The following is a 25167-nucleotide window of genomic DNA, read 5'->3' on the forward strand; positions in this document are numbered from 1 at the left end:
TCGCTCCCTTTTTAAGATTCTGTTAACCGTAGGTCTTCTTCAATCGTATGTTTCCTAAAGTAGTAAGTCAGCACTATGACGGTTGCTATGCCTAAGATGAGATAGACAATGGCAAAAAGGATAAAAAGTGTCCCGATCGAGCCTGATGATGTGACAACCTCAGAGGTTTTGAGCATTCGATAAATAACCCATGGCTGGCGGCCTGTACAAGCAAAGATCCAGCCAAATTCAATAGCCAAAAGACTAAGAGGCCCGCCGAATAAGTAAAGAAAAAGAAGCCACTTCGGAAATTTGTCCCGTTTTAAAATTTTACGGTAAAGTAGCGCTAATACCGCAAATAGAATGAGCACCGATCCAATAATGACCATGCCGTTAAATAATGTGTGTATAAATAAAGGCGGCCACTCGTCACGAGGAAAATCATTTAAGCCTTTGACCACTGTATCGAAGCTATTTCCTGCCAGAAAACTGAGCGCCCAAGGAATTTCGATCGCACCTTTAATTTCCTGCGAATCAGCATCCGTAAAACCACCTATTGCAAGAGGCGCATGTGATTGCGTTTCAAATAAACCTTCAGCTCCAGCCAGCTTTTCAGGCTGATATTCATACAGAAGCTGAGCGGATTCGTGGCCATTTAAGGCTGTTAGAAAAGAGAAAAGTCCTCCTACAATGAGTCCAAGAAAAAGGGCTTTTCGATGAAATGTATAGAGCTTCTCATTTTTTCTCGTTTTGAGCATTTTAAAAGCTGCAACTGAAGCAATCACAAAAGCACCTGTTGTAAAAGCAGACAGCACAACATGTGTAGCAGTTACAGCAAAGCTTGGATTGAAAAAGGCCTTCCAAGGCTCGATATTTGTGATTTCTCCATTCACCATCTGAAAGCCAGCAGGTGTCCCTTCAAAAGCATGTACGTTTGTAATTAGAATCGCTGATGCAGCTGCACCAATGACGATAAAAATAACCGTAATGATGCGCATTGCATTTGATAGGCGATCTGCTGCGTACACATAAATAGACATAAATAATGCTTCTATAAAGAACGCATAGATTTCAATCTGGAATGGCAGTGACATGACCTTTCCGATGACCTCCATAAAACCTGGCCATAAAAGGGCAAGCTGTGTACCAGCAATAGTACCTGTTGGAATGGCGACCCCTAACAGAACAGCCTGTGCTTTTGTCCACCGCTTGGCCATGATGGCATAATGCGGGTCCTTCGTTTTTTGAAAGATGAGTTCAGCTAACAAAATCATTAGCGGGATGCCAACGCCAAGCGAGGCATAAATAATATGAAAGCCCATGGTTGTGCCGAACAGGCTTCTAGCTAAAACGAGATCAGTCAATTTTTTCTCCGCCTTTCTTATCGCTTCTCTTTTTCATGATGCTTATTATTCTCCACCATTTTTAGATTATTCTTCCTGACTAAGAAAGCTTGTTTTTTGACAAGTTGTAAAAGAGGGAGTAGAATATAAAAACAAAACGTAACCATTACGTTTTATTAACGGAAGGAGTTTTGACATTGAAAAGAGATATTCATCCAACCTCACATGAAGTTGTATTTATGGACGTAAACAGCGGTTACCGCTTCTTGAGTAGATCAACAAAGACATCAAACGAGACAGTAGAGTGGGAAGATGGGAAAACGTATCCAGTCATTAAAGTAGAAACAAGCTCTGATACGCATCCTTTTTATACAGGACGTCAAAAATTCGGAGAAAAAGGCGGAAGAGCTGAGCAGTTTAAGAAAAAATATCAAATGTAATCAAAAAAGCACGCCTGATAACGGTGTGCTTTTTTTACAGCAAAAAACCCCGGTTGATTAGCCGGGGTTCAAAGCATTAATCATTTAATGCAGTTTTTAAGGTCTTTAAGTTTTGTTTCATTAAGCTGACGTAGCTTTCGCCATTTTTGACATCATCCTCAGTAATGGATTCTAGATTTTTAAGGGTCAAGCTTTTTGCCCCAATTTCACTGCGGATTGTATCTGATACTTTGCTGCTGACGTTGTTTTCAAAAATAACGTATTGAATGTGATGCTTTTCCGCTTTTTGTACAATGTTTTCGAGCTGTTTTTGTGATGGCTCCTCAGAAGCGGATAACCCTAAAACACTGATTTGCTCAATGCCATAGCGCTTTTCCCAATAACCATAAGCTGCGTGAGAAACAAGAATTTCTTTATGTTTCGCTTTAGATAACGTTGTTTTAAATTCTTGATCTAACGATTGCAAATCTTTTTTTAGATGTTCATAGTTTTTTGTGTATTCGTCTTTATGATCTGGATCTAAAGAGACGAGTGTGTCTTTAATGTTTTTCGCCATTTGCTGTGCATAAACCGGGTCTAACCATGCATGAGGGTCTTTATCTCCGTGATCGTGCCCGTCATGATCATGGTCTTCACCTTCATGGTCATGATCTTCGCCTTCTTCATGTGCATGTTCTTCATTTGTCGATAACAATTTGATGCCTTCGGCTGCTTTGACTGTTTTCACACCTTGGTCTTTTAAAGTGGCAGCAGTTTTGTCTGCGAATGCTTCAGCCCCTGTGCCGCTGTAGATAAAGGCATCACCTTCAGCCATTTCAACCATTGTTTTTGAACTTGGTTCAAAGCTGTGTGCATCTGCATTTGCAGGATACACGCTTTGAGCATGAACGTGAGAGCCGCCAATTTTTTCAGTGAAATCTTGAATTGGGAAGATCGTGGTGTAAATGATTAGTTTCCCGTCTGCTTTTCCTTTTGAAGCATTAGTGCCCGCGCTGCTTGAGCAAGCGGCAAGACCGATCGCGAATAAAGCAGCTGTTAAAATAAAAAAGATTTTTTTCATGTAGAAAATGTCTCCTCTCAATCTAATAGATAGAAATGATTACGATTTAATGTCCTGAGTTATTGTATCGTAATAATTACGATTTGAAAAGAGGAAAATAAAAAATTTTCATCAGCAGATGTTTCCTCTAAAAAAATAAGCTGCAAAACGTGACGAAATTTCTTACATTGTGCTATATTTATTTTTAAAAAAAGATAAAGGAATGGACAAACGTATGAAACTTTTAGATGAAATCATCGAATATAATCAACAATTTATTGAAGAAAAGAAATACGAAGAATTTACAACAACAAAGTTTCCACAGAAAAAAGCTGTCATTCTATCATGTATGGATACAAGACTTGTTGAACTGCTTCCGCGTGCCATGAACATGAAAAATGGTGATATTAAGATTGTCAAAAGTGCTGGGGCGCTTGTTTCTCATCCATTTGGAAGTATTATGCGAAGCATTTTAGTTGCTGTTTACGAATTAAATGCTGACGAGGTATATGTCATTGGGCACCATGATTGTGGGATGAGCAAAATAGACAGCCAAACACTTTTAAATAAAGCCGTTGAGCGCGGTATTCCAGAAAAACGTATTGAAGTACTGGAATACTCAGGAATTGATTTTAAACAGTGGCTCAAAAGCTTTAGTTCAGTTGAAGAGAGCGTGAAGGACAGTGTGTCTGTAGTAAAAAATCACCCGCTTCTTCCATCAGATGTACCTGTACATGGGCTTGTCATTGACCCTGGAACAGGGAAGCTTGACTTAGTTGTCAACGGATATGAAGAAAAGTAAGTTATTTTTCTTTTTTAGGCGGAACAGGATCGATGCCGCCAGGGTGAAGCGGATGACATTTCAAAATCCGTTTTATGGTGAGCCAGCCGCCCTTGACCGCGCCATGCGTTTTGATTGCCTCTAGTCCATAGTTTGAGCATGTTGGATAAAACCGGCAGCTTGGCGGTGTCAGAGGGGAAATACATTTTTGATAAAAGCGTATCATGCCGATAAAAATTTGTTTCATAGAGGTTCCTCCTTGTCTGTCTTTCACAGTATAAGAAAAAAGAACAAGGAAGGAAAGTTTTATAAACTAAACTGGTCGGAGAAATATGTTATAATATAGGAAATTGCAATTATAGGAGTGGTGATTATGCCTTCAGTCGAAAGCTTTGAACTTGATCATAATGCTGTAAAAGCGCCATATGTTCGTCATTGCGGCGTTCATAAAGTGGGATCAGATGGGGAAGTAAATAAATTCGATATTCGTTTTTGTCAGCCCAACAAGCAGGCGATGAAACCTGATACGATTCATACATTAGAGCATTTGCTTGCGTTTAATATTAGAACACACTCAGAGAAATATGATCATTTTGATATCATCGATATTTCTCCAATGGGCTGCCAGACAGGCTACTATTTAGTTGTCAGTGGTGCACCAACTCCAAAAGAGATCGTTGAACTTCTTGATGCAACATTCAAGGATGCGGTTGAAGTAACAGAAATTCCTGCTGCAAATGAAGAGCAATGCGGCCAAGCGAAGCTTCATGATCTTGAAGGGGCAAAACGTTTAATGCGTTTCTGGCTTTCTCAGGATCAAGAAGAGCTTTTAAAAGTATTTGGTTAATAGAAGGATGAACCGGACATTGAGATGTCCGGTTTTTTATTTGAATTCAAACAGAGATGTCAAAATAGGGGATATTTGTTAAAATGGACATGTCAGTAAAAGAAGGGGGAAACGCAGGATGCGAAAAATGTTGGGAATGATTCTGATGCTCACGTTATTGAGTGCATGTGGAAACTCTGCAGCAAATAGCGGCAAAGGGGAAGTGCCTGAGCTATTAGAAGTAAAGCTCACAGGACCTGAGCAAGTGGAGAAAAATGAAAGCGTTATAGTAAAAGCAGCTGTCACATACGGTGATACGCCTGTTGATGATGCAGATGATGTTCAATTTGAAGTGTGGAAAGATGGCGACAAGGATAACAGCAAGATGATTCAGCCAAAGAAAGAAAACAAGGGTGTATACGAATTGCACACAGCCTTCAAAAAAGATGGCCTTTATATCATACAAGTCCATGTGACAGCTAAACAGCAGCATAATATGCCGAAAACGAACATCCACGTAGGTGAGGTGAAAAAAGAGAGTTCAACTACTGCAGAAGAAGAAACCTCACATCATTAAAAGCGGATTTATTTTGGATTAGGACGTTGATTTGGTTCTGCATCCTGTGGTGAATCGACTTTATGCTTATATTCATAAGCCTTCGATGTCGTCCACAATGATAAAAAGACAACGATTGAGATAATAATAAAGCTGATAATCCCAAGTAACAGCATCTAACTCCCTCCTTATTTCCATATTAACATATATTTCATGCAGTCAAAATAGAAGAAATTGACGGCAGGTTTCAGTATAATAAGAAAAGGGTATTCTCATACTAAACGCAATTACATAAGGAGGAATAAATATGTCTGAACAATTATTAAACGTCGTCAATAAACAAGTAGCTGATTGGACTGTGCTTTACGTGAAATTACATAACTATCATTGGTATGTAAAGGGAAAAGATTTCTTTACACTCCATGAGAAATTTGAGGAACTATATACAGAAACTGCTACATATATTGATGATTTGGCTGAGCGTATGCTTGCTTTAAATGGACAGCCTGTTGCGACAATGAAAGAGTGCTTAGAAATTTCCAGCATTCAAGAAGCAGAAGGCAAAGAATCAGCGGAGCAAATGGTGAAAAATCTATATGATGATTTCTCCAATATCGCTGAGGAATTAAAGCAAGGAATGGAGCTGGCTGCAGAGGTTGGCGATGAAACTACAGGTGATATGCTGCTTGCGATTCATCAATCCATTGAAAAACACAACTGGATGCTTAAAGCATATTTAGGATAATACACGTATGTGAAAAGAATGTCGGTCATCAATAGACCGACATTCTTTTTTTATTGGAATCGGGACAGACAGCCCATTGAAATCATAGGGCTTTCAGCCGAAGAGAAAAGAGAAGGGAGGGAAGAAGATGTCTTCTATTGCAGGAATGATGAGTCAGCAAGTAGCGAGCATTCAAAAGACACTCAATATTAGTTTGTTGAATTCACAGCTTGCTACGAATACAGCACAAGCTATGGTGATGCTGGATCAAGTGCAGCAGCAGCCTCAAGCTGTTCAGCCAAAGGATTCAGATGCTTCATTTATTGATGTCAGAGTCTAAAAAGAGAAGCCGCCTCATGGGCGGCTTTTTTGGTCTCATTCGTCTACTTGAATACATAACAGCGCCTTTATTTTTTGTCGTCCAAGCTATTGCGAGAATTCGGCATATACTATTGAGGTAAGGAGTTCCACTTTGAAAGGATGTTGATGCCAAGTGAGCAAGGATTTAGGCATCTTTTCGTTGGTTACAGTGAGTTTGTCGGCGATGGGCTTTCTGTTTGGTGGAGCAGGATATTTACTGATGATTTTAGTGACGTTGATGGCTATTGAATTAATTTGTTCAAGCCTAAGAGAATCTTTGACTGGACAGCTCACAATGAAGCGGTTTTTTACGCGGCTTGTTCGAAAGATCGTGACAGTTTCCTTAATATCGATGGCGCATTTCTTTGATGTCATGCTGAAGACAAATGGGACGATTAAGGATTTAGCGATCATCTTTTATATTATTTATGAATCTTACCAAATCGTCTCGACAGCCAGAGCCCTTGGAGTTCCCATTCCACAATTGTTTATTGATGTATTGGACATGTTGAAAAATAAATTGCGCAAAAAGCCGTAATTTCCTCATATCTGGTCATACTAAAGGAAAAAGGATGATTCAGATGGCGAGACACACATACTATGTATCCGTACAAGATGGATCGATATCGCAGCATAGAGATGCAGCGGCTTGGCAATTTCAAATAGAAGCAGATGATGATCAAATTTTGCAGCTGAGAGACTATTTCGATGAACAGTATATGACAGATTGGAAAGGCTTCTTTCGGGCACATGTTCCTTTTCTTGAATATCATTATGATAGTCCAAATGATGAAATGGATAGAAAAAGAAAAGAGATTTACACAATGATTTATGAGCTCGGCAATGAAGAGACAAGGAGCTTTATTGAGACAAATGGTTTGATGAATTGAAAAAGCATGTAGAGAATCTCTACATGCTTTATTTTCGCGGTTGTAAAATGCCTCCGATCAAATCACTGATCCCGCCGCCTCTATTTTCTTGCTGTGAATTGGTGAATTCCTGAGAAGAGCTCTGGCTCTGAGGCTTATAGCGATTATCATCTAAGCCAACCCGTAAGCCAGATGTGCGCTCAGATGGCTGGATAATGACGATTTGGTCTTGTTCTTGGAACTCAAATAAATAGGATTCACCAGATGTTTGTCCGATGAAAGTTTTCCAGTTCACATCTAATTTGACCTTTGGTGCTTTGCCCGTCCAAGCGACAATTGCGTCAGGGTCTACGCGGCAGGGGGCTTTTAAAATGAGCGGATTTCCATTCGTTTTGATGGCGACCTGCGCTCCGTGTCCTTGATAAGAGAGTTTTGATGTAAACAGTCCTTTCTGCGATAAAATACCAACGCCTACTGGTGTGACGCCGTAATGGCATTCCTCAGTAAAGGCAAGTAAATCTTCACTTTCTACACTTACATGCTGCCAAGGACCGCTTGGCTCAAGATTAATCACTGTTACATGCTCGCTTGAATCAGCCAGATAGCAAGTACCTTGTCCACTCACTTCCATCATCTCAAGGTTTTCACCTGTGAATTTCCTGCTGATATGGTTAAATACTTGGCTGACCATATTTCCTTTATTCGTTCCAAGTAATCGCTTGCGGTATTGGAAACTTCCTTGATCAGCAATCATGGCGCCTTTTTTGGCAAAAAAGATTCCGCTGCCTTCTGCTTGTAAGGTAAGCTCTTCTATCGTGTTGAAATGAAATCCCATAGGTGCCGGCTCCTTTCCTGCGTCAAGATGTAAATCCGTAGATGCGGCATAAATCATTTAAATCTAGAGTAGTCCCTTGCCCGGTCGCCGTGATTTTCCATTCCTCCTGATCTCTCGTGAGTTCAGCGCATATAATGGATGTACAATACGAATAATCATCTGTTAACTGAAAGGTACAAATCTCTTGCTGCGAGATTTGATTCGTAAGTCGCACGTAGGCATTGGTGACTTGTCCAAAATGATGCTGGCGTTCGTGTGCATCATGTATCGTGGCTGTGACGACAATTTTATGAATATCAGGTGAGACTCTGCTTAATTGCATAATAATCATTTCATTGTCTCGATACCCTCCGCCAAATTGATGATCACCAAGGTGACGAACAGCTCCATCTAAGCTTTGCTGCTGGTGATAATAGATCAGATGCTTAGGAGACAACAGTTTGTCCTCTTCATTTAAAAGAAACACTTGCGTATCTAAATCAATTGGCTGACCAGCCAGGTCCCAGCCAAGCCCGATATGAATTTGGTCGGCCGCTGGATTGTCTTTTGTTAAATCTAACTTTTGCCCTTTCAAGAGGTGTTTCTTGATCACCTCATGGGACGCGTTTTGTTTTGACCCATTTTTTATACTCATGCTGATTTCCTCCTCGTTGTCATAGGACAAACACTGATTCATTTACGTCATATAGGGATAAAAGGTTTCATGATTAAAATTGGGTGAAGTTGGAGATGATAAAAAGGTTTTAGCAACAATACCTCATTTTAGATACAGACGAGTTAGAACCACTCGTTTGTTTCACTTTTGATAAAAATTCTTCAGATAAATGTGATCTGTGGTATGATGTTTTACAAGAAGCAAGGACAGGATATGAGGGATTTCACATGCATGTATTTAAAGACTATTATCATAATACGGTCAAGCTCTCTTTTGAGGAGAAGCCTTTTTCAAGTCATCCTAAGCATGTTTGGGCCATCTGCCGCTACCAAGGGAAATGGCTGCTCACTGAACATGAGGATCGGGGCTATGAGTTTCCAGGAGGGAAAGTTGAGCCGGATGAAGAAGCAGACCAAGCCGCTATACGGGAGATTCAAGAAGAGACGGGTGCTGTTGTTCGTGAATTAACGTATATTGGTCAATATCAGGTGCTGGGCAGAGAAAAGGTCATTGTCAAGAATATTTATTTCGCTGATATTGAAAAGCTAGTGAAGCAAGACACGTATTTTGAAACGAAAGGACCCGTTCTTTTCGCAGACTTGCCAAGATCCATCGCCAAAAATAAGAATTTCAGTTTTATTATGAAAGATGATGTGTTAAGACAAAGTCTTGCTTATTTAGAAAAGAACGGTTTGATTCTTTAAAAAAGCGCAGGGGTGACAATCCCTGTGCTTTTTTATTTTTGAAGAAAACGGCGTTCGAGCCATTCCACAAGCTGGTACATGATGGTCGCAAACACGGCAATAATGAAAAGACTTAAGAACACGAGTGTAAAGTTGAAGACTTGAAAGCCGTAAATGATCATGTAGCCGAGCCCTTTTGAGGAAACAAGAAATTCCCCTACAATAACCCCAACCCAAGAAAGGCCGACATTGACCTTGATGGCAGAAATCATCGTTGGAATACTAGCTGGCAAAATGACCTCGCGAAAGACGACGCTTTTTTTCGCACCAAAGGTTTTCATCACCTTTAAATAATTCTCATCGACCTCTTGAAAGGCTGTATAGATGACGATCGTCGTAATGATTACACTAATGATTGCGCCCATGGCAACGATGCTGATCATGCCAGGCCCAAGGGCAACAATTAAAATCGGAGCGAGGGCAACTTTTGGCATGGCATTTAAAATGACTAAATAAGGATCAAGAACGTTTGCCAGGCGGGTGGACCACCATAAGGCGGCAGCGAGCAAAATGCCGCAAAAGGTACCAAGTAGAAATCCGAGCACCGTTTCAAATAATGTAATACTCATATGATTCATTAAAGACCCATCGGATATTTTTTGTACAAACAATTGGCAGACTGCTGATGGTGAACTAAATATCAGTGGATCGATAAGACGAAAATGACTGGCAAGCTCCCAAAGCGAAAAGAAGCTGGCGAAAATAATGAACTGATAGATTCGGGTCATGCGTTTTTCCATTCGGTATTTTTTGCGATAGGCTTCATGTAAAAGATCACTGTGTTTCAACTGTTTTCAGCTCCTTCCAAATCGTTTGAAAGAGCTCTTGGAAACTCTGGGTCTGTCTGGCATCGAAAGGAGAAAGAGTCCTCAGTTCATCTGGAACGGTAAAAATCCTCTTGATTGAGCCAGGATGCTTAGAGAATAAGAAAATGCGGTCACTCATCGCAATGGCTTCGCCAATGTCATGTGTCACAAGGACCGCTGTTTTTTGATAGTTTTTGAGTGTATGAAAGACGAGATCCTCTAAAGTGAGTTTGGTTTGATAGTCTAGAGCTGAAAAGGGTTCATCTAGTAAAAGCAGACCGGGATTCACTGCAAGCGTTCGGGCGAGAGCCGCACGCTGCCTCATACCGCCTGACAGCTCCTTCGGGTATTTTTCCTCTACATCATGAAGGCCAAGCTTAGGCAGTAAGCCAAGAGCGGCGGAGGTGGCTTCATGTGAATCTTGCTTGGTAATTTTTAACCCGAGAATGATATTTTCCTTGATGGTTTTCCAAGGAAACAAATAATCTTGCTGGAGCATGTAGCCGATTTGATGCTCTTTTTGATTCGGTTCTTTTCCTTCGATTAAAATTCGGCCTTCAGAGGGCGGCGTTATTCCTGCAATGATAGACAGCAGGGTGGTTTTTCCGCAGCCGCTGGGACCAATAAATGAGATAAATTCTCCTTGGTCTATCTCCATATTGATATGCTGTATGGCCGTTGTTTTTTCTTTTAAAGAGAAGTACGTGTGGGTCACATGGTCAATTTGAAGGAAAGACATGTGCTACCTCCTATTCTATTTATGTTCTGTGACCTTCTTTGCAATGGATGAATTGACAAGTTGTTTGTACGGGATAAATTTCGGCAATTCATCGCTCTCCTTCATGATTTCTTGCAATTTGTTCCATTCCTCTTCATTCAGAAGGGGATCTGTTGCATAGGAGTCCTGCTGTTTGTAGCGTTTAATGGCAGTTGATAAAACATCAAGTTCTGTGTCAGGAAAATGAGATTGAATGGTTTTGGCAATCTCCTCCGGCTGCTTGGCTTCTACCCATTTCTGCGCTTTGTAAATGGCGCGAGTGAAGGCTTCAGCTGTTTCTTTGTTTTCCTCTAAGTAACTCTTCTTTGCCATGAAGGTGGTATACGGCACCTTTCCGGAAGCCTCTCCAAAGGAGGCGGTAATGTACCCTTTGCCTTCTTTTTCAATTAAGGATGCTGTCGGTTCGAATAACTGCACAAAATCGCCAGTTCCAGAGGAGAAAGCACCTGAAATGTTGGCAAAATCAATATTTTGAATCATGCGGAGATCCTTTTTTACATCAATGCCTTCCTTTTTCAGGACATATTCACCGACCATTTGCGGCATGCCGCCTTTCCGCTGTCCAAGAAAGTCTTTTCCTTTTAATTGATCCCAAGAGAATTCGCTCACTTTCTCCCTTGAAACAAGAAATGTACCGTCTGTTTGTGTCAGCTGTGCAAAGTTGATGACAGAGTCTTTTGTGTCTTGAGCCTCTACATAGATAGAGGATTCAGATCCGGTCAGGGCGATATCTGCACCGCCGGATAAGAGAGCTGTCATCGTTTTATCACCGCCCCAAGTCGTTTTTAATTCAACCTCTAGCCCTTCTTCTTTGAAGAAATCCTCAGATAAGGCAACATATAGCGGAGCATAAAAAACCGAATGGGTCACCTCGGCTACTTGTACGGTCTGCTCTTGTTCTTTTTTACAGGCGACAAATGGAATAAAGAGCAGGACAACGACGATGAATGCCAGTCTGACTTTGATGGAACGATTCAAGAGTAATTCGCCTCCTTTGTTCTAGATCACTAATTAAAGTATGTCAAAAGGGATTTTTGGTGAGTGCCTAGATGAAAATAAGAAGCGCACTGTTTATTTATAGAACATGTCTTTTTTTCTATACTAGAAGCATGAATACTTTCTTGAATTTGGAAGAAATAAAGGGGCGGTTTCGTGTATAGAGTGAGTTGGGTATTTCTTGGATGGTATTTAGTAGGACTCATATTAATGGTCTCTTTTGAAGTGCCAGCATGGCTTCAGTTTGCAAATGGCATTTTCCTTGTGCTGTATGCCTGGTGTGTGATAGAAATTGGGCGAAATATTTATGGTTCATGGGGGTTTGTGATCAAAAGGGCAGCTATTGTCGGGGTGCTGACATTTACGGTTGAATGGATAGGGATCACAACCGGTTTTCCTTTCGGGGCCTATGACTATTATCCGACGTTAGGTTTTCTAGTGGCAGGGGTGCCTTTAACCATTGCTTTTGCATGGGTTGGTGTGTTTTTAAACAGCCTTTTTTTAGCCAATCAGCAGTCGAAATGGAAACGAGCTGTCGAAACGGGAATATGGATTGTCTTGCTTGACCTCATATTAGACCCAGTAGCGGCTGAACGGAAATTTTGGGTGTGGTATGACGGCGGTGGTTTTTATGGTATTCCTTTTGAGAATTTTGTGAGCTGGGGTATGATTGGAGCAGGACTTTCCTTTCTCTTCCCGCTTGTTCAGATTGATCAAAAGGCTCTGAGCTGGACGAGCCGTATTTATCAAGCAATGGTGTTCTTTTTTGGTGTGCTGGCATTAAAGGGCGGGCTCGATGTCATTTTTTATTTAGCACTGATCATTGTTATTTTGTGTGAAGGAAGGGTTCAATTTGAAAGAAAGCGACAAAAGCCGATCGTTTAGACGTATATTTTCTCTTTATCTTGAGCGGTATTTACTTCATAAACATTTCCGCTGCGTGATGATGAAAGGCGCTGTGGATCCAAACGAGAAGCTGCCTGTTCTTTATATCGCCAATCATAGCTCATGGTGGGATGGACTGATCATCTTTCTTTTAACAGAAAAAGCGTCCGAACTCGATCATTATATGATGATGGAGGAGAAACAGCTGAAGCAATATGCCTTTTTCCGAAAGCTTGGTGCCTTTCCGGTTCAGAAAAAGAATCTGAAAAGTGTGAAGCAAGCATTAATGACGGCAAAAGAGAATATGCAGGCTGGCGGGGCTGTATGGCTTTTCCCACAGGGGAAAATCATGCATCAGGATAAGCGGCCGCTTGAATTGGAGGGCGGGGCTTCATTTTTAGTGAGACAATTTGAGCAAGTTGTGGTGAAGCCTGTGACCTTGCATTATACATTTAATCAATTTCAAAAGCCGACAGTATCTGCTTTGTTTGGTGAAGATACCTTAGTATGTGGCGGAGAACTTCGAAGCAAGGACGTGACGCATCTGCTTAGAGATCTGCTTGAAACGCAGCTAAATGCACATCAAGCACAGGTCATCGCAGATCCTGATTTTTCAACTAATCAAGAATTTAGACAGATGACGAGGACAAGTCAATCAACAAGTGATGCGTTTGATTCCTTTAAAAAGTGGGTGAAAACATGGCGGTCTTCTTAACCGTAATCAGTGTACTCTTGCTCTGTCAGTTTATTTTCACCATATGGAATATGAAGCAGCTTCCTGTTTTAAAGCCAGCATCCATTTCGCCGGGTGAACCTATTTCATTATCAATTCTGATTCCAGCGAGAAATGAGGAAAAACGAATAGAAGCCTGTCTTCAGTCGATCGTTGATCAACGTCTTTACCCGAAAGAGCTCATCATCCTTGATGACCATTCGACAGATCAGACAAGAGCGATAGTGGAGCGCTTCGCAGAAATATATCCGTGGATCCGTGTCCAGTCAGGTCAGCCATTAAAGCGGGGCTGGCTTGGTAAATCATATGCCTGCTCTCAGCTCGCTGAGGCAGCAGATTCTGACTGGCTGTTATTTTTAGATGCGGATGTCCGGTTAAAAAAAGGGGCAGTTGAATCAGTATACAAGCAGTTATGTATGCAAAAAACGGGCATGCTGTCAGGTTTTCCAGAACAAAAAACAGGTACATTTTTTGAGCATCTTGTCGTTCCTATGATGATGTTTACCATTGGCTGTCATCTGCCAGTGAAATGGGTAAGAAAATCTAAGAACCCCGCTTTTGCCGCAGCACATGGCGGTTTTATTGCCATTGAAAAGAATTGTTATCACGACATTGGCGGGCATGAAGCGATCAAGGATTCACTCGTTGATGATATGGCCTTGGCTAGAAGGGTGAAGGAAAAAGGCTTTCCGTTCACACTTGCAAGCATTCATCCATTTGTGTATATGAGAATGTATGAAAGTGGACAAGAGGTTTGGGAAGGTTACCGCAAAAATTTGTTCCCGGGCGTGAATCGAAGCATTGCTTTGTTAAGCAGTGTCTTTTGTTTATACACCCTCCTTTATTTGGTTCCTGTCATTTGTTTCATGATCGCATTGTTTCAGCTGGATGTTTTGAGCATATGCTTAGCCATTCTTTGCTATGGGCTGGGTGTGTCGATTAAAGCGGCAATTGATACTGAAAATGGGCGGACATCTGCGATGGCTTTTTTATTGCCGATCAGTATTTTAAGCCTGATCGCCATTGGCTTTGCTTCTATGAAAATCGGTCTGAAAAAAGAAGGGTATGAATGGAAAGGGAGAAGGTACGAATGAAAAAAGTGATCATCATCGGCGGCGGACTTGGCGGATTATCAGCCGCGATTCGTCTACAGTCACGCGGGGTTCAGGTCACCATTTTAGAAAAAGAAGCGGCTTTAGGGGGGAAATTGCAGCGCCATCACGAGGCAGGCTACTCTTTTGATTTAGGACCGAGCACCATTACAATGAAGGCCTATTTTGAAGAAGTGTTTACATCCTGTCATAGACGGATGGAGGATTATGTGACCTTTTATCCGATTTCTCCGCTGACCAAAAATATTTTTCCAGATGGACATACGGTCGAGTTTACGCCGAATATTGAGCAAATGGAATCACAAATTGCTGCATTCAGTCCTGAAGATGCGAAGCAATACCGTGCATTTTTGCAGGAATCAAAGATGCTTTTTCAAAAGGCAGAGGAGCAGTTTTTAAATCGTTTGTTATTGAGCTGGAAGGATAAGGCGGATGTAAAGCTGATGAAAGCATTTCTTGCTGTCAAACCATTCACATCGGTTCAGCGCCTGCTGCGTCAATATTTCCGTCATCCCCATACATTGGCGATGTTTGGACGGTATGCCACTTATATTGGCTCTTCTCCCTACGAGGCGCCGGCTATTTTTAATATGATGGCGTATTTAGAAGGAGAGAAAGGGATTTATGGAATACAAGGCGGTACATATCGTTTAGTTGAGGCATTTGAGACACTGGCAAAAGAATTAGGCGTTCAGATTTACCTGAATGAACAAGTGAACAAGATTCATGTGAAGGATCGGCGGATCAAAGGAGTGGAGACGGATCAGCAGATGTATGAGGCAGATCAAGTCATTGCAGGAGCAGATGCGCTGACTGTATACCGTCATCTCATAGATGAAAAAGACCGTCCTCGTTTTTTAAATCAAAAACTGTCTGGTATTGAACCGTCGTTGTCGGGCTTTGTTCTCTTATTAGGGGTACCTAAAGTCTATGAACAGCTGGTCCATCACAATGTGTTTTTCCCTGAGGATTATGAGCAAGAATTCAAGGATATTTTTCAGAAAAAACAACTGCCTCAAGACCCGACACTTTACATATGCTATTCAGGCCATTCAGAACCAGCTTTAAGCGGAGGAGCGGGAAGAAGCAACCTGTTTGTACTGGCCAATGCACCTTATGTGACAAAAGAGCAAGATTGGGACATGCTAAAGGAGACATATCGTCAGCATGTAAAAAACAAATTAATGGAAAAAGGTCTTTTTGATTTGGATGAGCTTATTGAATATGAAGCGGTTCAAACCCCGCTCGATCTGCAGCAGAAAACGGGGGCATATCTTGGAGCCATTTATGGCATGTCTTCAAACTCGTTCAAACAGGCGTTCTTTCGCATCAATAATCAGTCAAAGGACATTGAAGGACTTTGGTTTGTTGGAGGAACAAGTCATCCAGGCGGCGGCACGCCGATGGTGACAAAATCAGGCCAGCTTGTCGCAGAAGCGATGCTGAAGCAATGGACGTAATCAAAGATGAAAAGGAGAGAAATCGAGTGATTGTGGAAAAAAGAAGGTTTCCGTCGCCCCATCCGCATATTCACTTATATACAGTGACCTATGAGGCAGATGGACTTCGGATGAAAGGGCTGCTCGCTGAGCCGGCCGGAGAAGGTCTCTACGACGGCTTTTTGTATTTACGAGGCGGCATTAAAAATGTAGGGATGGTCAGACCAGGCCGGATTGTGCAATTTGCCGCGCAGGGCTTTGTCGTCTTTGCTCCATTTTACCGAGGAAACCAAGGAGGCGAAGGGAACGAAGATTTTGCCGGAGAAGATCGAAAAGATGCGTTTGCTGCCTTTCAGCTGTTAAAACAGCACAAAAAAGTGAAGAAGGACCGCATTCATATCTTTGGTTTTTCGCGAGGCGGTATTATGGGCATTTGGACCGCTGTTGAAATGAAACAGGAGGCGGCTTCCTTTGTCACATGGGGGGGCGTCAGTGACATGAAACTGACTTATGAAGAGCGTGTGGATATGAGACGGATGATGAAGCGTGTGATTGGCGGACCGCCGCATAAGGTGCCAGAGGCATATGAGAACAGAACCCCTTTAAATGATGTGGACAAAATTGAAGCACCTGTCCTTATCATCCACGGAGAAGAAGATCAAAATGTATCGATTGAGCATGCGTATTTGTTAGAAGATGCGCTGCGCCAGCACGGGAAATCTGTGGAAACATGGTATTTCCACGGATACAACCACTATTTCCCGCCGCAGCATAATCGAGAAATTGTGAGAAGGCTGACCACATGGATGCAAAGCCGAAAAAGCGGAAATGTGTTAAAATAAGCAGTATAACGAAATATAGAAAGTAGGGGGATTTTCATTATGGGAATGCCTGTTGAATTTAATACAATGATTGTCACAAAGGGAAAAGAGACAAGAATTGAAGAAAATGTATTTGAACTCATGAAGGATGGATACCGCATTTATCCGTTAAATATTCCACTTGAGGTGCGCAAAACGAAAGACGGAGAAAAAACTGGGACAGCACATGTTGAAAAGCTGGAGCTGACAGACAATGTCACGAAGGTGACGTACCGTCTTGTGTCATTGCATTCAACCAACTAAAAAAGCTGAGGGATTGAATCTCCTCAGCTTTTTTCATTTGGTTATACGAGTGGTCCGCCTTTGGCTTCAATGTCACTTGCCGCGTGGCTGAATTTTTGGAAGTTCTTTTTAAATTCATTGGCAAGGAAGTGTGCTTTTTCTTGATAAGCCTCTTGGTCATCCCATGTTTTAGCAGGTTGAAGCACTTCATCTGGTACACCAGGAATATGAAGCGGGATGTGTAAGCCAAAGATGTCATCAGTAATCATCTCGGCATTGTCAAGGTCACCTTCGATTGCTGCCTGCACCATTGCTCTTGTATGAGCGAGATTCATTCGTTTGCCTGTACCGTAGCCTCCGCCAGTCCAGCCTGTATTCACAAGGAATACTTTTGCACCGTGCTCATCAATCTTTTTGCCAAGCATTTCAGCATAGACGTGAGCTGGAAGTGGAAGGAATGGTGAACCGAAGCAAGTAGAGAATGTCGTTTCTGGTGATGTGACACCGCGCTCAGTTCCCGCTAATTTACTTGTGTACCCGCTCAAGAAATGGTACATTGCCTGCTCTTTTGTTAAACGGCTGATTGGAGGTAAGACGCCAAACGCATCAGCTGTTAAGAAGACAATGGCAGATGGGTGTCCTGCGATACTTGGTTTCACGATGTTATCAATCATTTCGATTGGGTAAGCTGCGCGTGTATTTTCAGTAAAGAAGGTATCATCATAATCCGCTTCACGTGTTTCTTCATCAAGCACAACGTTCTCAAGAACTGATCCGAAGCTGATCGCTTTGTAGATCTGCGGTTCTTTTTCTTCACTTAAGTTCACACATTTCGCATAGCATCCGCCCTCGATATTGAAGACCCCTGTGCCAGACCAGCCGTGTTCATCGTCTCCGATCAGCTTGCGGCTTGCGCTTGCAGAAAGCGTCGTTTTCCCAGTACCTGAAAGTCCGAAGAATAGGGCCACATCGCCTTCTTGACCTACGTTTGCTGAGCAGTGCATGGATAAAATGTCTTGCTCAGGAAGCAGGTAGTTCATCACAGAGAAAATGGACTTTTTCATTTCTCCTGCATATTCTGTTCCACCGATAAGAATCGTGCGTTTTTCAAAAGAAACGATGATAAACGTTTCAGAGTTTGTGCCATCTGTTGCAGGATTTGCTTTAAAGTGCGGTGCAGATAAGATGGTGAAAGGTTTTTCGTTTGAAGAAGGTGTTGACCCGTCAGGTCTGATAAATAGCTGCTTGGCAAAAAGATTGTGCCATGCGAATTCGTTTACAACTGTAATCGGCATACGATATCTTTCATCAGCGCCTGCAAACCCTTCAAAGACGAATAGTTCATCACGTTCTTTTAAGTATGACACAACCTTTGTATATAAACGGTCAAATGCTTCTTTGGAGATCGGCTGGTTGACTTGACCCCAATCGATTTTATGTTCAGAGCTTTCTTCTTTGACAATAAATTTATCTTTAGGCGAACGTCCTGTATAGGCTCCAGTTGTGGCGCGGACAGCTCCTGTTGATGTTAAAACGCCTTCATTACGTGCCAAAATCTTTTCAACAAGTTTCGGAACAGATAAATTTTGGTGCGTATTTTCTAATGAGAGCAATGACTGCAAATCTTCTTTTAAATCCACTGAGTTCATAAAAAAACCCTTCCTTTACCGTTGAATTTGTTTGTTTCGATTAGTATAACACATTAATAATAATAGTCTATACTATTTAAAAATTTTTGTGTGTGTTTTTTCATTTCTGCTATGAAAATATGCTTTTTGGTGATGCTAATGGTGAGGAGAAAAAAGAGGGAGATAATTCTTATGAAGCATTGACATGACGCAAGGGTTTAAGATAAGATATCTTATTGAACGGATACTCTTATCCCGAGTTGGTGGAGGGACAGGCCCGATGAAGCCCAGCAACCGGTTTCTTATGAAAAAGGCATGAAAATGCTGAGAAACCAAGGTGCTAACCTGATGCAAGGTACAAGAACACCTTGAGCGATAAGAGTGAAAGGCATGCGATCTCAGACCCTTTCCTCGCAATGAAGGAAATGGTTTTTTTATTTTTGGGATATCATATGAACAAATTGCCAATAACATCTCTAATATAAACGTTTTCAAATATAAGAGGGAACGAGTTCCGTATCATATTGGAGGCCTCATCTTGGGATGATGTGGTCTTGTACAGGAGGAAATAGCCATTATGAGTCAAAATCGTCGTTTATTTACTTCAGAATCAGTGACAGAAGGACATCCAGATAAAATCTGTGACCAAATTTCAGACAGCATTTTGGATGAAATTTTAAAGAAAGATCCAAATGCACGTGTTGCCTGTGAAACTTCTGTTACAACCGGTCTCGTATTAGTAAGCGGTGAAATTACAACGTCTACTTATGTCGATATTCCAAAGACGGTGCGTGACACAATTAAGGAAATTGGCTACACACGTGCGAAATATGGTTTTGATGCGGAAACATGTGCGGTACTTACATCAATTGATGAACAGTCTGCTGATATTGCGCAAGGTGTAGACAAAGCGCTTGAAGCACGTGAAGGAACAATGACTGAAGAAGAAATTGATGCGATTGGTGCAGGTGACCAAGGATTGATGTTTGGTTTTGCCAATAATGAAACCGAAGAGCTCATGCCGCTGCCAATTTCACTAGCGCATAAATTATCTCGCCGTTTAACAGAAGTACGCAAGAATGAAACACTTGCATACCTTCGTCCAGACGGAAAAACACAAGTCACAGTTGAATATGATGAGCAAAACAAACCAGTTCGTATTGACACAGTGGTTATTTCTACGCAGCATGCACCAGAAGTGACGCTTGAACAAATTCAAAGTGACTTAAAAGAACATGTCATCAGTCCTGTCGTTCCAAGTGAACTGATTGATGAACAGACAAAATACTTTATTAACCCAACTGGCCGTTTCGTGATCGGTGGACCTCAAGGGGATGCTGGTTTAACTGGACGTAAAATCATCGTTGATACGTATGGCGGATACGCTCGTCATGGCGGCGGTGCTTTCTCAGGTAAGGATGCAACGAAGGTTGACCGTTCTGCGGCATACGCTGCACGTTACGTAGCGAAAAACATCGTAGCTGCCGGCCTTGCAGATTCTTGTGAAGTACAGCTTGCTTATGCAATTGGTGTTGCACAGCCTGTATCGATTTCAATTGATACATTCGGAACAGGAAAAGCTTCTGAAGAAAAATTAATTGAAGTGGTTCGTGCAAACTTTGATCTTCGTCCAGCTGGCATTATTAAAATGCTTGACCTGCGCCGTCCGATCTACAAACAAACAGCTGCATACGGGCATTTCGGCCGTCACGACTTAGATCTTCCTTGGGAAAAAACGGATAAAGCCGATACACTTCGCAAAGAAGCATTGGGACAATAACAACATAAAAAACCGCTTATTTTAAGCGGTTTTCCTTTTGATTAAAAAAAAATATGCAAAAAGCGAAAAAATGTGAAACAAAATCGGACAAAATACTGTCTAATTATAGGTCTACTTTTAAGAAATAACATAACGTGGAGGCAATAATATGTGTGGGTTTGTTGGTGTATTTAATCACCGTCCATTGTCCGAAACTACTGAACAGGAAGAGCTAATTAAACAAATGAATCGTCTCATCGTTCATCGTGGTCCGGATGATGAGGGTTACTTTCATGATGAGCATGTAGGATTTGGATTTAGACGTTTAAGTATTATAGATGTTGAGCACGGAAAGCAGCCGCTTTCTTATGAAGATGAAAAGTATTGGATTATTTTCAACGGAGAAATTTATAACTATGTGGAGCTGAAGGAAGAGCTTGTGAAAAAAGGCTATACGTTCAGCACAGATTCTGATACGGAAGTACTTCTTGCCACATACCGTCATTATAAAGAAGAAGCGGCTTCAAAGCTTCGCGGCATGTTTGCATTTTTAATTTGGGATAAGGAAGCGCAATTATTATATGGCGCAAGAGATCCTTTTGGCATCAAACCGCTTTATTTTACACAAATGGATGAGCAAGTGTACTTTGCGTCTGAACGCAAAAGCTTGATGGCAGTAAGCGAGAACATTTTATTTGATGAGACATCCTTACAGCAATATATGTCATTCCAGTTCGTACCTGAGCCAAATACACTTGATCAAAAGGTGCACAAAGTAGAGCCAGGTCATCAGTTTACTTTACGCCCAGGACAGGAGATTGAATTTAAGACTTACTGGAAAGTTCAATTCAAGCCTGAGCAAACACAAGAACAAAAGCTGATTGAAGAAGTCCGCGATGCAATCTATGATTCTGTGAAAATTCATATGAGAAGTGATGTACCTGTTGGTTCATTCCTATCAGGTGGTATCGATTCTTCTTTCATCGTATCTGTTGCAAAGGAATTTCATCCTGAGCTGAAGACGTTTTCTGTTGGTTTCCAGCAGGATGGCTTTAGTGAAGTTGATGTAGCGAAGGAAACGGCTGATAAGCTTGGCTTACAAAACTTCAGCGCGGTGATTTCTCCTGAGGAATATATGAATGAGCTTCCGAAAATTGTTTGGCATTTAGATGATCCTTTAGCTGATCCGGCGGCGATTCCATTGTACTTCGTGGCAAAGGAAGCGAAGAAACAAGTGACGGTTGTTCTTTCTGGTGAGGGAGCAGACGAGCTGTTCGGTGGATATAATATTTACCGTGAGCCGCTTTCTCTTAAACCATTTGAATCTGTTCCATCTATGCTGAAAAAGCTTCTTCTTCGTCTGGCGCGCTTAATGCCAGAAGGAATGAAAGGAAAAAGCTTTATCGTCCGCGGCTGTACACCATTAGAGGAACGTTATATCGGTAATGCGAAAATCTTTGAAGAGCCAGTAAAGAAAAACCTCTTAAAGCAGTATGATCCGAACATTACGTATCGTGATGTGACGAAGACATACTTCGAGGAAAGTGCAGGCTACAGTGATATTAACAAAATGCAATATGTTGATATTCATACGTGGATGCGCGGGGACATTTTACTGAAAGCAGATAAGATGACAATGGCGAATTCTCTTGAGCTTCGTGTTCCTTTCCTTGATAAGGTCGTATTTGAAGCGGCTTCTAAAATTCCAGAAGAGCTGAAAACAAAAGATGGCACAACGAAATATTTATTGCGTAAAGCAGCAGAAGGCATTGTGCCTGACCATGTGTTAAACCGCAAGAAGCTGGGCTTCCCTGTTCCAATTCGTCATTGGCTGAAAAATGAGATGAACGCTTGGGCGAAAGACATCATTAAAAACAGTCAAACTGACGAATATATTAATAAAGCGTATGTGCTTGATTTATTAAATGAACATTGTGCTGGTAAAGCAGATCATAGCCGTAAGATTTGGACTGTCCTGATCTTTATGATTTGGCACAGCATTTATGTCGAGCGCAGTATTGATCCAGAGCAATTGAATCATCAACCGAAAGAAGTCATCTTCAGTTAATGAAAAAAGGTTTTCAGCTTTGTGCTGAAAACCTTTTTTGTCATGATAGAAAGGGGTGGAAAAGGGTAAAATAACTAGCGGTTCATAGTTATTGCTTAATATCCTAAAAAAAACATGATAAAGTGAAGATACACGTATGATGTTAACGAGATAAAAGGGAACGATAGTATTGTCCTTTTTCTACATATTCTCTGCGGATTCGGTCCATGTCTTGGATATCTTCATCTGTTAACAGCCGAACGACTTTGGCTGGACGGCCAAAAGCGAGTGATCCTTTTGGAATGACCTTTCCTTGAGGGACAAGACTTCCTGCACCGATAAAGGCGCCTTCGCCAATCTCCGCACCATCGAGAATGATAGACCCCATGCCAATGAGGGCATTTTTTCGAATGATTGAGCTATGTAATGTGACTTGGTGTCCAATGGTAGCACCATCTTCAATAAGAAGTGTTTTTCCAGGACTTTGATGCAGGCACGATAAATCTTGAATGTTGACGTTCTTTCCAATTCTCACAGGTGCAACATCGCCTCTGATGACGGTTTGAAACCACACGCTCGAATATTCTCCAATTATGACATCACCGGTAATGGTGGCGTTATCTGCGACAAAGACCGATTCATGAATCTCAGGTGTAAACTGATGATATGGATAAATCACTTTTTCGACTTCCTTTCTTAATACAACATTTGTGAGGTGTTTACTTTGTGGACTTGGCATGCTGAAAGACCAGTTGGTACAATTGTGATTGTACATGGTGCGAGTGAATATCACGGCCGATATAAATGGCTGATTGAAATGTGGCGGAATGCAGGCTATCACGTCGTCATGGGTGACTTGCCTGGACAAGGCACATCGACACGTGCGCGAGGCCACATTCGTTCGTTTCAAGAATACATTGATACAGTCGATGAATGGATCGAACATGCGAAATCATTCAGACTTCCTACTTTTTTACTTGGACACAGTATGGGTGGACTCATTTCAATTGAGTGGATGAAGCAGTATACCCATACGAAGTTGAATGGCCTTATTTTATCATCACCTTGTTTAGGTCTGCAATTTAAACCGAAGAAGCTGATGGATTTTGCGTCAAAAGGTCTAAATGTGCTGGCACCGTCTTTTAAAGTGGAGTCTGGTCTGTCGATTGAACTAGCGACACGAAATCAGGCGGTCATTGAGGCAGACTCAAATGACTCTCTTTACGTGACAAAGGTGTCGGTTCGCTGGTATAGAGAGCTAATCAAAAATATCGATGCGGCGATGCAGCCGACGAATGTCTTTAAATCGATCCCGCTCCTTTTAATGCAGGCGGGAGATGATAAGATCGTCGATAAAACGAGGGTGATTAAATGGTTCAATGGCATAGAATCAACCAATAAATCATACCGTGAATGGGAAGAGCTGTATCACGAAATTTTTAATGAACCAGAAAGAGAAGATGTGTTTAAGGCGGCAAGAGCCTTTACAGATCAATATATTTGATTGTGAGCTTTAAGTTGGGGGTGGAGAGATTTGTCAGTACCAGAGCGTCCTTTTGCACTGATGACAAAGGTGTATAAAGATATTTTTCCGCTTGTTCATCAGGAGCTGAAAAAGTGGCGGGCTCATGCAGAAATGATTGAAAATGAAGAACTGAGAACGCAGGCACTAGCGAGCATATCGAGTAAAACGTTTCACTGTGAAGGCGGAGGCATTTTATCTCTTCTAGCAGGCGATGAGAAAGAAACGTGCATTGAATTCATTGTGGCGTATCAAACCATCAGTGACTACTTAGATAACCTATGTGACCGCAGCACGTCGCTTGATCCTAAGGATTTTCATATGCTGCATCAAGCGATGAGAGATGCGCTTGATATTCATGCTGAGCTCAAGCCATACTATCAATTCCGTGATGATCAAGAGGATCATGGATATTTACATGCGCTTGTCCGCACATGTCAAGACGTGCTTACACGCGTTCGGCATTATCCGATCATTCAGCCATATTTACACACGCTGTGTGATTACTATAGTGACCTGCAAGTACATAAGCACGTCGTTCCTCATGAACGTGTGCCAAGATTAGAGTCGTGGTTCCGTCAATATGAAAAGGATTTGCCGAAGATGGAATGGTATGAGTTTTCAGCTTGTGCGGGATCAACGTTAGGAATATTCTGTCTTGTGGCGTATGCGCTGCAGCCTGATTTTACAGAAAAGCAGGCGAAGCAAATTTACGAAAGCTATTTCCCTTATATTCAAGGTCTGCACATTTTACTCGATTATTTAATAGACCAAGAAGAGGACCGGCTTGGGGGAGATCTGAACTTTTGCTCATACTATGATTCTCATCATGAGATGATGGATAGACTTCAGCATTTTATCGAAAAAGCGGATGAGCAGCTGAAAGGTATTCCGCATGAAAACTTTCACAAATTGATTAACAGAGGATTACTGGCGGTCTATTTGTCCGATGAAAAAGTGACAGCCCAAAAAGAGATGAACAAGCTGGCAAAGCGGCTGATCAAATCAAGCGGGAAAACATCGTTCTTTTTCTATATTAACGGAAGAGCCTATCGGACCTATCAGAAAATGCCTTGGATGAAATCATCATAAAAAAGCTCAAATCCATTAGGATTTGAGCTTCAGCGTGTAGACAAACCCTCGCATTCGGTGTCAGGTCTGCGCGCCGGTACTCACGAATGTCAAATTCGCTCCGTTCCGGTGCTTGCC

General features: G+C 41.7%; 30 protein-coding genes and 1 riboswitch. Of the genes, 19 read left to right on the forward strand and 11 right to left on the reverse strand.

From position 1 onward, the window contains the following. Window positions 1-11: 11 nt before the first annotated feature. Complete coding sequence (locus tag JJ692_RS07205) at window positions 12-1343, reverse strand: cytochrome ubiquinol oxidase subunit I (RefSeq protein WP_024424932.1); 1332 nt, start codon at window positions 1341-1343, stop codon at window positions 12-14. Window positions 1344-1519: 176 nt separating this feature from the next. On the opposite strand from JJ692_RS07205, the gene JJ692_RS07210 reads away from it, so the two are divergent. After that, the gene (locus JJ692_RS07210; RefSeq protein ID WP_024424931.1) at window positions 1520-1762 is read left to right on the forward strand and encodes a type B 50S ribosomal protein L31; all 243 of its coding nucleotides are present in this window, start codon (window positions 1520-1522) and stop codon (window positions 1760-1762) included. 76 nt (window positions 1763-1838) lie between these two features. Here the strand turns inward: JJ692_RS07210 and JJ692_RS07215 are convergent, their stop codons facing one another. Beyond that, entirely contained in the window at window positions 1839-2822 is a 984-nt protein-coding gene (locus tag JJ692_RS07215; RefSeq protein WP_024424930.1) for a metal ABC transporter solute-binding protein, Zn/Mn family, read from the reverse strand. Window positions 2823-3036: 214 nt separating this feature from the next. On the opposite strand from JJ692_RS07215, the gene JJ692_RS07220 reads away from it, so the two are divergent. After that, window positions 3037-3603 carry a beta-class carbonic anhydrase gene (locus JJ692_RS07220; RefSeq protein WP_024424929.1) on the forward strand — a complete coding sequence of 189 codons (567 nt, stop codon included), beginning with the start codon at window positions 3037-3039 and terminating at the stop codon, window positions 3601-3603. Window position 3604: 1 nt separating this feature from the next. On the opposite strand, the gene yidD is transcribed toward JJ692_RS07220, so the two are convergent. Next, window positions 3605-3829, reverse strand: coding sequence for a membrane protein insertion efficiency factor YidD (yidD, locus tag JJ692_RS07225; protein ID WP_024424928.1), 225 nt, complete (start codon window positions 3827-3829; stop codon window positions 3605-3607). Window positions 3830-3955: 126 nt separating this feature from the next. On the opposite strand from yidD, the gene JJ692_RS07230 reads away from it, so the two are divergent. Next, entirely contained in the window at window positions 3956-4429 is a 474-nt protein-coding gene (locus tag JJ692_RS07230) for an S-ribosylhomocysteine lyase (protein WP_003217624.1), read from the forward strand. A 118-nt stretch (window positions 4430-4547) separates the two neighbouring features. Further along, window positions 4548-4985 carry a FixH family protein gene (locus JJ692_RS07235; RefSeq protein WP_024424927.1) on the forward strand — a complete coding sequence of 146 codons (438 nt, stop codon included), beginning with the start codon at window positions 4548-4550 and terminating at the stop codon, window positions 4983-4985. Between the two features lie 8 nt (window positions 4986-4993). Here the strand turns inward: JJ692_RS07235 and ytzI are convergent, their stop codons facing one another. Further along, on the reverse strand, window positions 4994-5140 hold the full coding sequence (gene ytzI, locus JJ692_RS07240; protein ID WP_003217544.1) for a YtzI protein: 147 nt from the start codon (window positions 5138-5140) through the stop codon (window positions 4994-4996). A gap of 131 nt (window positions 5141-5271) precedes the next feature. Here ytzI and JJ692_RS07245 point away from each other — a divergent pair, with 131 nt between their 5' ends. The 4 genes from JJ692_RS07245 (at window position 5272) to JJ692_RS07260 (ending at window position 6938) form a co-directional block, all read left to right on the forward strand. Next, window positions 5272-5709 (forward strand): Dps family protein, encoded by a 438-nt coding sequence (locus tag JJ692_RS07245; protein ID WP_024424926.1) that lies wholly within the window; start codon window positions 5272-5274, stop codon window positions 5707-5709. A 127-nt stretch (window positions 5710-5836) separates the two neighbouring features. After that, window positions 5837-6028, forward strand: a complete 192-nt coding sequence (locus JJ692_RS07250; protein WP_024424925.1) for a hypothetical protein — start codon at window positions 5837-5839, stop codon at window positions 6026-6028. Window positions 6029-6181: 153 nt separating this feature from the next. Next, a complete protein-coding gene (locus JJ692_RS07255; RefSeq protein WP_034279395.1) occupies window positions 6182-6586 on the forward strand; it encodes a phage holin family protein in 405 nt (134 codons plus the stop codon). 43 nt (window positions 6587-6629) lie between these two features. After that, the gene (locus tag JJ692_RS07260) at window positions 6630-6938 is read left to right on the forward strand and encodes a hypothetical protein (RefSeq protein ID WP_024425787.1); all 309 of its coding nucleotides are present in this window, start codon (window positions 6630-6632) and stop codon (window positions 6936-6938) included. Window positions 6939-6966: 28 nt separating this feature from the next. Here JJ692_RS07260 and JJ692_RS07265 read toward each other — a convergent pair whose 3' ends face one another. Next, the gene (locus JJ692_RS07265; RefSeq protein ID WP_206534374.1) at window positions 6967-7752 is read right to left on the reverse strand and encodes an AIM24 family protein; all 786 of its coding nucleotides are present in this window, start codon (window positions 7750-7752) and stop codon (window positions 6967-6969) included. A gap of 22 nt (window positions 7753-7774) precedes the next feature. Beyond that, complete coding sequence (locus JJ692_RS07270; protein ID WP_241258030.1) at window positions 7775-8386, reverse strand: TerD family protein; 612 nt, start codon at window positions 8384-8386, stop codon at window positions 7775-7777. A gap of 248 nt (window positions 8387-8634) precedes the next feature. On the opposite strand from JJ692_RS07270, the gene ytkD reads away from it, so the two are divergent. Next, window positions 8635-9111, forward strand: coding sequence for an RNA deprotection pyrophosphohydrolase (gene ytkD, locus JJ692_RS07275; protein WP_185853787.1), 477 nt, complete (start codon window positions 8635-8637; stop codon window positions 9109-9111). Window positions 9112-9143: 32 nt separating this feature from the next. On the opposite strand, the gene JJ692_RS07280 is transcribed toward ytkD, so the two are convergent. Genes JJ692_RS07280 through JJ692_RS07290 form a run of 3 tightly spaced genes read right to left on the reverse strand, consistent with a single transcriptional unit; the run spans window position 9144 to window position 11712 of the window. Then, entirely contained in the window at window positions 9144-9890 is a 747-nt protein-coding gene (locus JJ692_RS07280; RefSeq protein WP_370880888.1) for an ABC transporter permease, read from the reverse strand. 34 nt (window positions 9891-9924) lie between these two features. Beyond that, window positions 9925-10695, reverse strand: a complete 771-nt coding sequence (locus JJ692_RS07285; RefSeq protein WP_024426225.1) for an ABC transporter ATP-binding protein — start codon at window positions 10693-10695, stop codon at window positions 9925-9927. Window positions 10696-10710: 15 nt separating this feature from the next. Continuing rightward, window positions 10711-11712 carry an ABC transporter substrate-binding protein gene (locus tag JJ692_RS07290; protein ID WP_024426224.1) on the reverse strand — a complete coding sequence of 334 codons (1002 nt, stop codon included), beginning with the start codon at window positions 11710-11712 and terminating at the stop codon, window positions 10711-10713. A gap of 174 nt (window positions 11713-11886) precedes the next feature. Between JJ692_RS07290 and JJ692_RS07295 the strand changes: the two genes are divergently transcribed. Genes JJ692_RS07295 through JJ692_RS07320 form a run of 6 tightly spaced genes read left to right on the forward strand, consistent with a single transcriptional unit; the run spans window position 11887 to window position 17023 of the window. After that, on the forward strand, window positions 11887-12615 hold the full coding sequence (locus tag JJ692_RS07295; protein WP_073207112.1) for a carotenoid biosynthesis protein: 729 nt from the start codon (window positions 11887-11889) through the stop codon (window positions 12613-12615). Next, window positions 12584-13330: a lysophospholipid acyltransferase family protein gene (locus JJ692_RS07300; RefSeq protein ID WP_073207109.1), complete on the forward strand. Its 747-nt coding sequence runs from the start codon at window positions 12584-12586 to the stop codon at window positions 13328-13330. The genes JJ692_RS07295 and JJ692_RS07300 overlap by 32 nt, the downstream gene beginning before the upstream one ends. Further along, entirely contained in the window at window positions 13315-14442 is a 1128-nt protein-coding gene (locus JJ692_RS07305) for a glycosyltransferase family 2 protein (RefSeq protein WP_073207105.1), read from the forward strand. The genes JJ692_RS07300 and JJ692_RS07305 overlap by 16 nt, the downstream gene beginning before the upstream one ends. Next, a complete protein-coding gene (locus tag JJ692_RS07310; RefSeq protein ID WP_073207102.1) occupies window positions 14439-15920 on the forward strand; it encodes a phytoene desaturase family protein in 1482 nt (493 codons plus the stop codon). The genes JJ692_RS07305 and JJ692_RS07310 overlap by 4 nt, the downstream gene beginning before the upstream one ends. A gap of 26 nt (window positions 15921-15946) precedes the next feature. Further along, window positions 15947-16741 carry an alpha/beta hydrolase family protein gene (locus tag JJ692_RS07315; RefSeq protein ID WP_073207099.1) on the forward strand — a complete coding sequence of 265 codons (795 nt, stop codon included), beginning with the start codon at window positions 15947-15949 and terminating at the stop codon, window positions 16739-16741. A 39-nt stretch (window positions 16742-16780) separates the two neighbouring features. Next, on the forward strand, window positions 16781-17023 hold the full coding sequence (locus tag JJ692_RS07320; protein WP_025092385.1) for a DUF2584 domain-containing protein: 243 nt from the start codon (window positions 16781-16783) through the stop codon (window positions 17021-17023). A 41-nt stretch (window positions 17024-17064) separates the two neighbouring features. Here JJ692_RS07320 and pckA read toward each other — a convergent pair whose 3' ends face one another. Then, a complete protein-coding gene (gene pckA / locus JJ692_RS07325; RefSeq protein WP_151863318.1) occupies window positions 17065-18651 on the reverse strand; it encodes a phosphoenolpyruvate carboxykinase (ATP) in 1587 nt (528 codons plus the stop codon). A 226-nt stretch (window positions 18652-18877) separates the two neighbouring features. Next, window positions 18878-19012: riboswitch (SAM riboswitch) on the forward strand. 195 nt (window positions 19013-19207) lie between these two features. Between pckA and metK the strand changes: the two genes are divergently transcribed. Together metK and asnB are read left to right on the forward strand one after the other, a co-directional pair. Next, a complete protein-coding gene (gene metK / locus JJ692_RS07330) occupies window positions 19208-20410 on the forward strand; it encodes a methionine adenosyltransferase (protein WP_024424909.1) in 1203 nt (400 codons plus the stop codon). A 148-nt stretch (window positions 20411-20558) separates the two neighbouring features. After that, window positions 20559-22457, forward strand: coding sequence for an asparagine synthase (glutamine-hydrolyzing) (asnB, locus tag JJ692_RS07335; RefSeq protein WP_024424908.1), 1899 nt, complete (start codon window positions 20559-20561; stop codon window positions 22455-22457). Window positions 22458-22599: 142 nt separating this feature from the next. Here the strand turns inward: asnB and JJ692_RS07340 are convergent, their stop codons facing one another. Further along, window positions 22600-23115 carry a gamma carbonic anhydrase gene (locus tag JJ692_RS07340; protein ID WP_024424907.1) on the reverse strand — a complete coding sequence of 172 codons (516 nt, stop codon included), beginning with the start codon at window positions 23113-23115 and terminating at the stop codon, window positions 22600-22602. 45 nt (window positions 23116-23160) lie between these two features. Between JJ692_RS07340 and JJ692_RS07345 the strand changes: the two genes are divergently transcribed. Next, complete coding sequence (locus JJ692_RS07345; protein ID WP_024424906.1) at window positions 23161-23940, forward strand: alpha/beta hydrolase; 780 nt, start codon at window positions 23161-23163, stop codon at window positions 23938-23940. A 30-nt stretch (window positions 23941-23970) separates the two neighbouring features. Then, window positions 23971-25050, forward strand: coding sequence for a tetraprenyl-beta-curcumene synthase family protein (locus JJ692_RS07350; protein ID WP_025092387.1), 1080 nt, complete (start codon window positions 23971-23973; stop codon window positions 25048-25050). The last annotated feature ends 117 nt before the right edge of the window (window positions 25051-25167 follow it).

It is taken from the genome of Bacillus sp. 3a, from assembly GCF_017161885.1.
Classification (GTDB): domain Bacteria; phylum Bacillota; class Bacilli; order Bacillales; family Bacillaceae; genus Bacillus; species Bacillus safensis.

Bases quoted from the DNA above. Each gene is read 5' to 3' on its own strand.
- JJ692_RS07215 (WP_024424930.1), bottom strand. From the start codon at position 2,822: ATGAAAAAAATCTTTTTTATTTTAACAGCTGCTTTATTCGCGATCGGT.
- JJ692_RS07220 (WP_024424929.1), top strand. From the start codon at position 3,037: ATGAAACTTTTAGATGAAATCATCGAATATAATCAACAATTTATTGAA.
- yidD (WP_024424928.1), bottom strand. From the start codon at position 3,829: ATGAAACAAATTTTTATCGGCATGATACGCTTTTATCAAAAATGTATT.
- JJ692_RS07230 (WP_003217624.1), top strand. From the start codon at position 3,956: ATGCCTTCAGTCGAAAGCTTTGAACTTGATCATAATGCTGTAAAAGCG.
- JJ692_RS07235 (WP_024424927.1), top strand. From the start codon at position 4,548: ATGCGAAAAATGTTGGGAATGATTCTGATGCTCACGTTATTGAGTGCA.
- ytzI (WP_003217544.1), bottom strand. From the start codon at position 5,140: ATGCTGTTACTTGGGATTATCAGCTTTATTATTATCTCAATCGTTGTC.
- JJ692_RS07245 (WP_024424926.1), top strand. From the start codon at position 5,272: ATGTCTGAACAATTATTAAACGTCGTCAATAAACAAGTAGCTGATTGG.
- JJ692_RS07250 (WP_024424925.1), top strand. From the start codon at position 5,837: ATGTCTTCTATTGCAGGAATGATGAGTCAGCAAGTAGCGAGCATTCAA.
- JJ692_RS07260 (WP_024425787.1), top strand. From the start codon at position 6,630: ATGGCGAGACACACATACTATGTATCCGTACAAGATGGATCGATATCG.
- JJ692_RS07265 (WP_206534374.1), bottom strand. From the start codon at position 7,752: ATGGGATTTCATTTCAACACGATAGAAGAGCTTACCTTACAAGCAGAA.
- JJ692_RS07270 (WP_241258030.1), bottom strand. From the start codon at position 8,386: ATGAGTATAAAAAATGGGTCAAAACAAAACGCGTCCCATGAGGTGATC.
- ytkD (WP_185853787.1), top strand. From the start codon at position 8,635: ATGCATGTATTTAAAGACTATTATCATAATACGGTCAAGCTCTCTTTT.
- JJ692_RS07280 (WP_370880888.1), bottom strand. From the start codon at position 9,890: ATGGAAAAACGCATGACCCGAATCTATCAGTTCATTATTTTCGCCAGC.
- JJ692_RS07285 (WP_024426225.1), bottom strand. From the start codon at position 10,695: ATGTCTTTCCTTCAAATTGACCATGTGACCCACACGTACTTCTCTTTA.
- JJ692_RS07305 (WP_073207105.1), top strand. From the start codon at position 13,315: ATGGCGGTCTTCTTAACCGTAATCAGTGTACTCTTGCTCTGTCAGTTT.
- JJ692_RS07310 (WP_073207102.1), top strand. From the start codon at position 14,439: ATGAAAAAAGTGATCATCATCGGCGGCGGACTTGGCGGATTATCAGCC.
- JJ692_RS07320 (WP_025092385.1), top strand. From the start codon at position 16,781: ATGGGAATGCCTGTTGAATTTAATACAATGATTGTCACAAAGGGAAAA.
- pckA (WP_151863318.1), bottom strand. From the start codon at position 18,651: ATGAACTCAGTGGATTTAAAAGAAGATTTGCAGTCATTGCTCTCATTA.
- metK (WP_024424909.1), top strand. From the start codon at position 19,208: ATGAGTCAAAATCGTCGTTTATTTACTTCAGAATCAGTGACAGAAGGA.
- asnB (WP_024424908.1), top strand. From the start codon at position 20,559: ATGTGTGGGTTTGTTGGTGTATTTAATCACCGTCCATTGTCCGAAACT.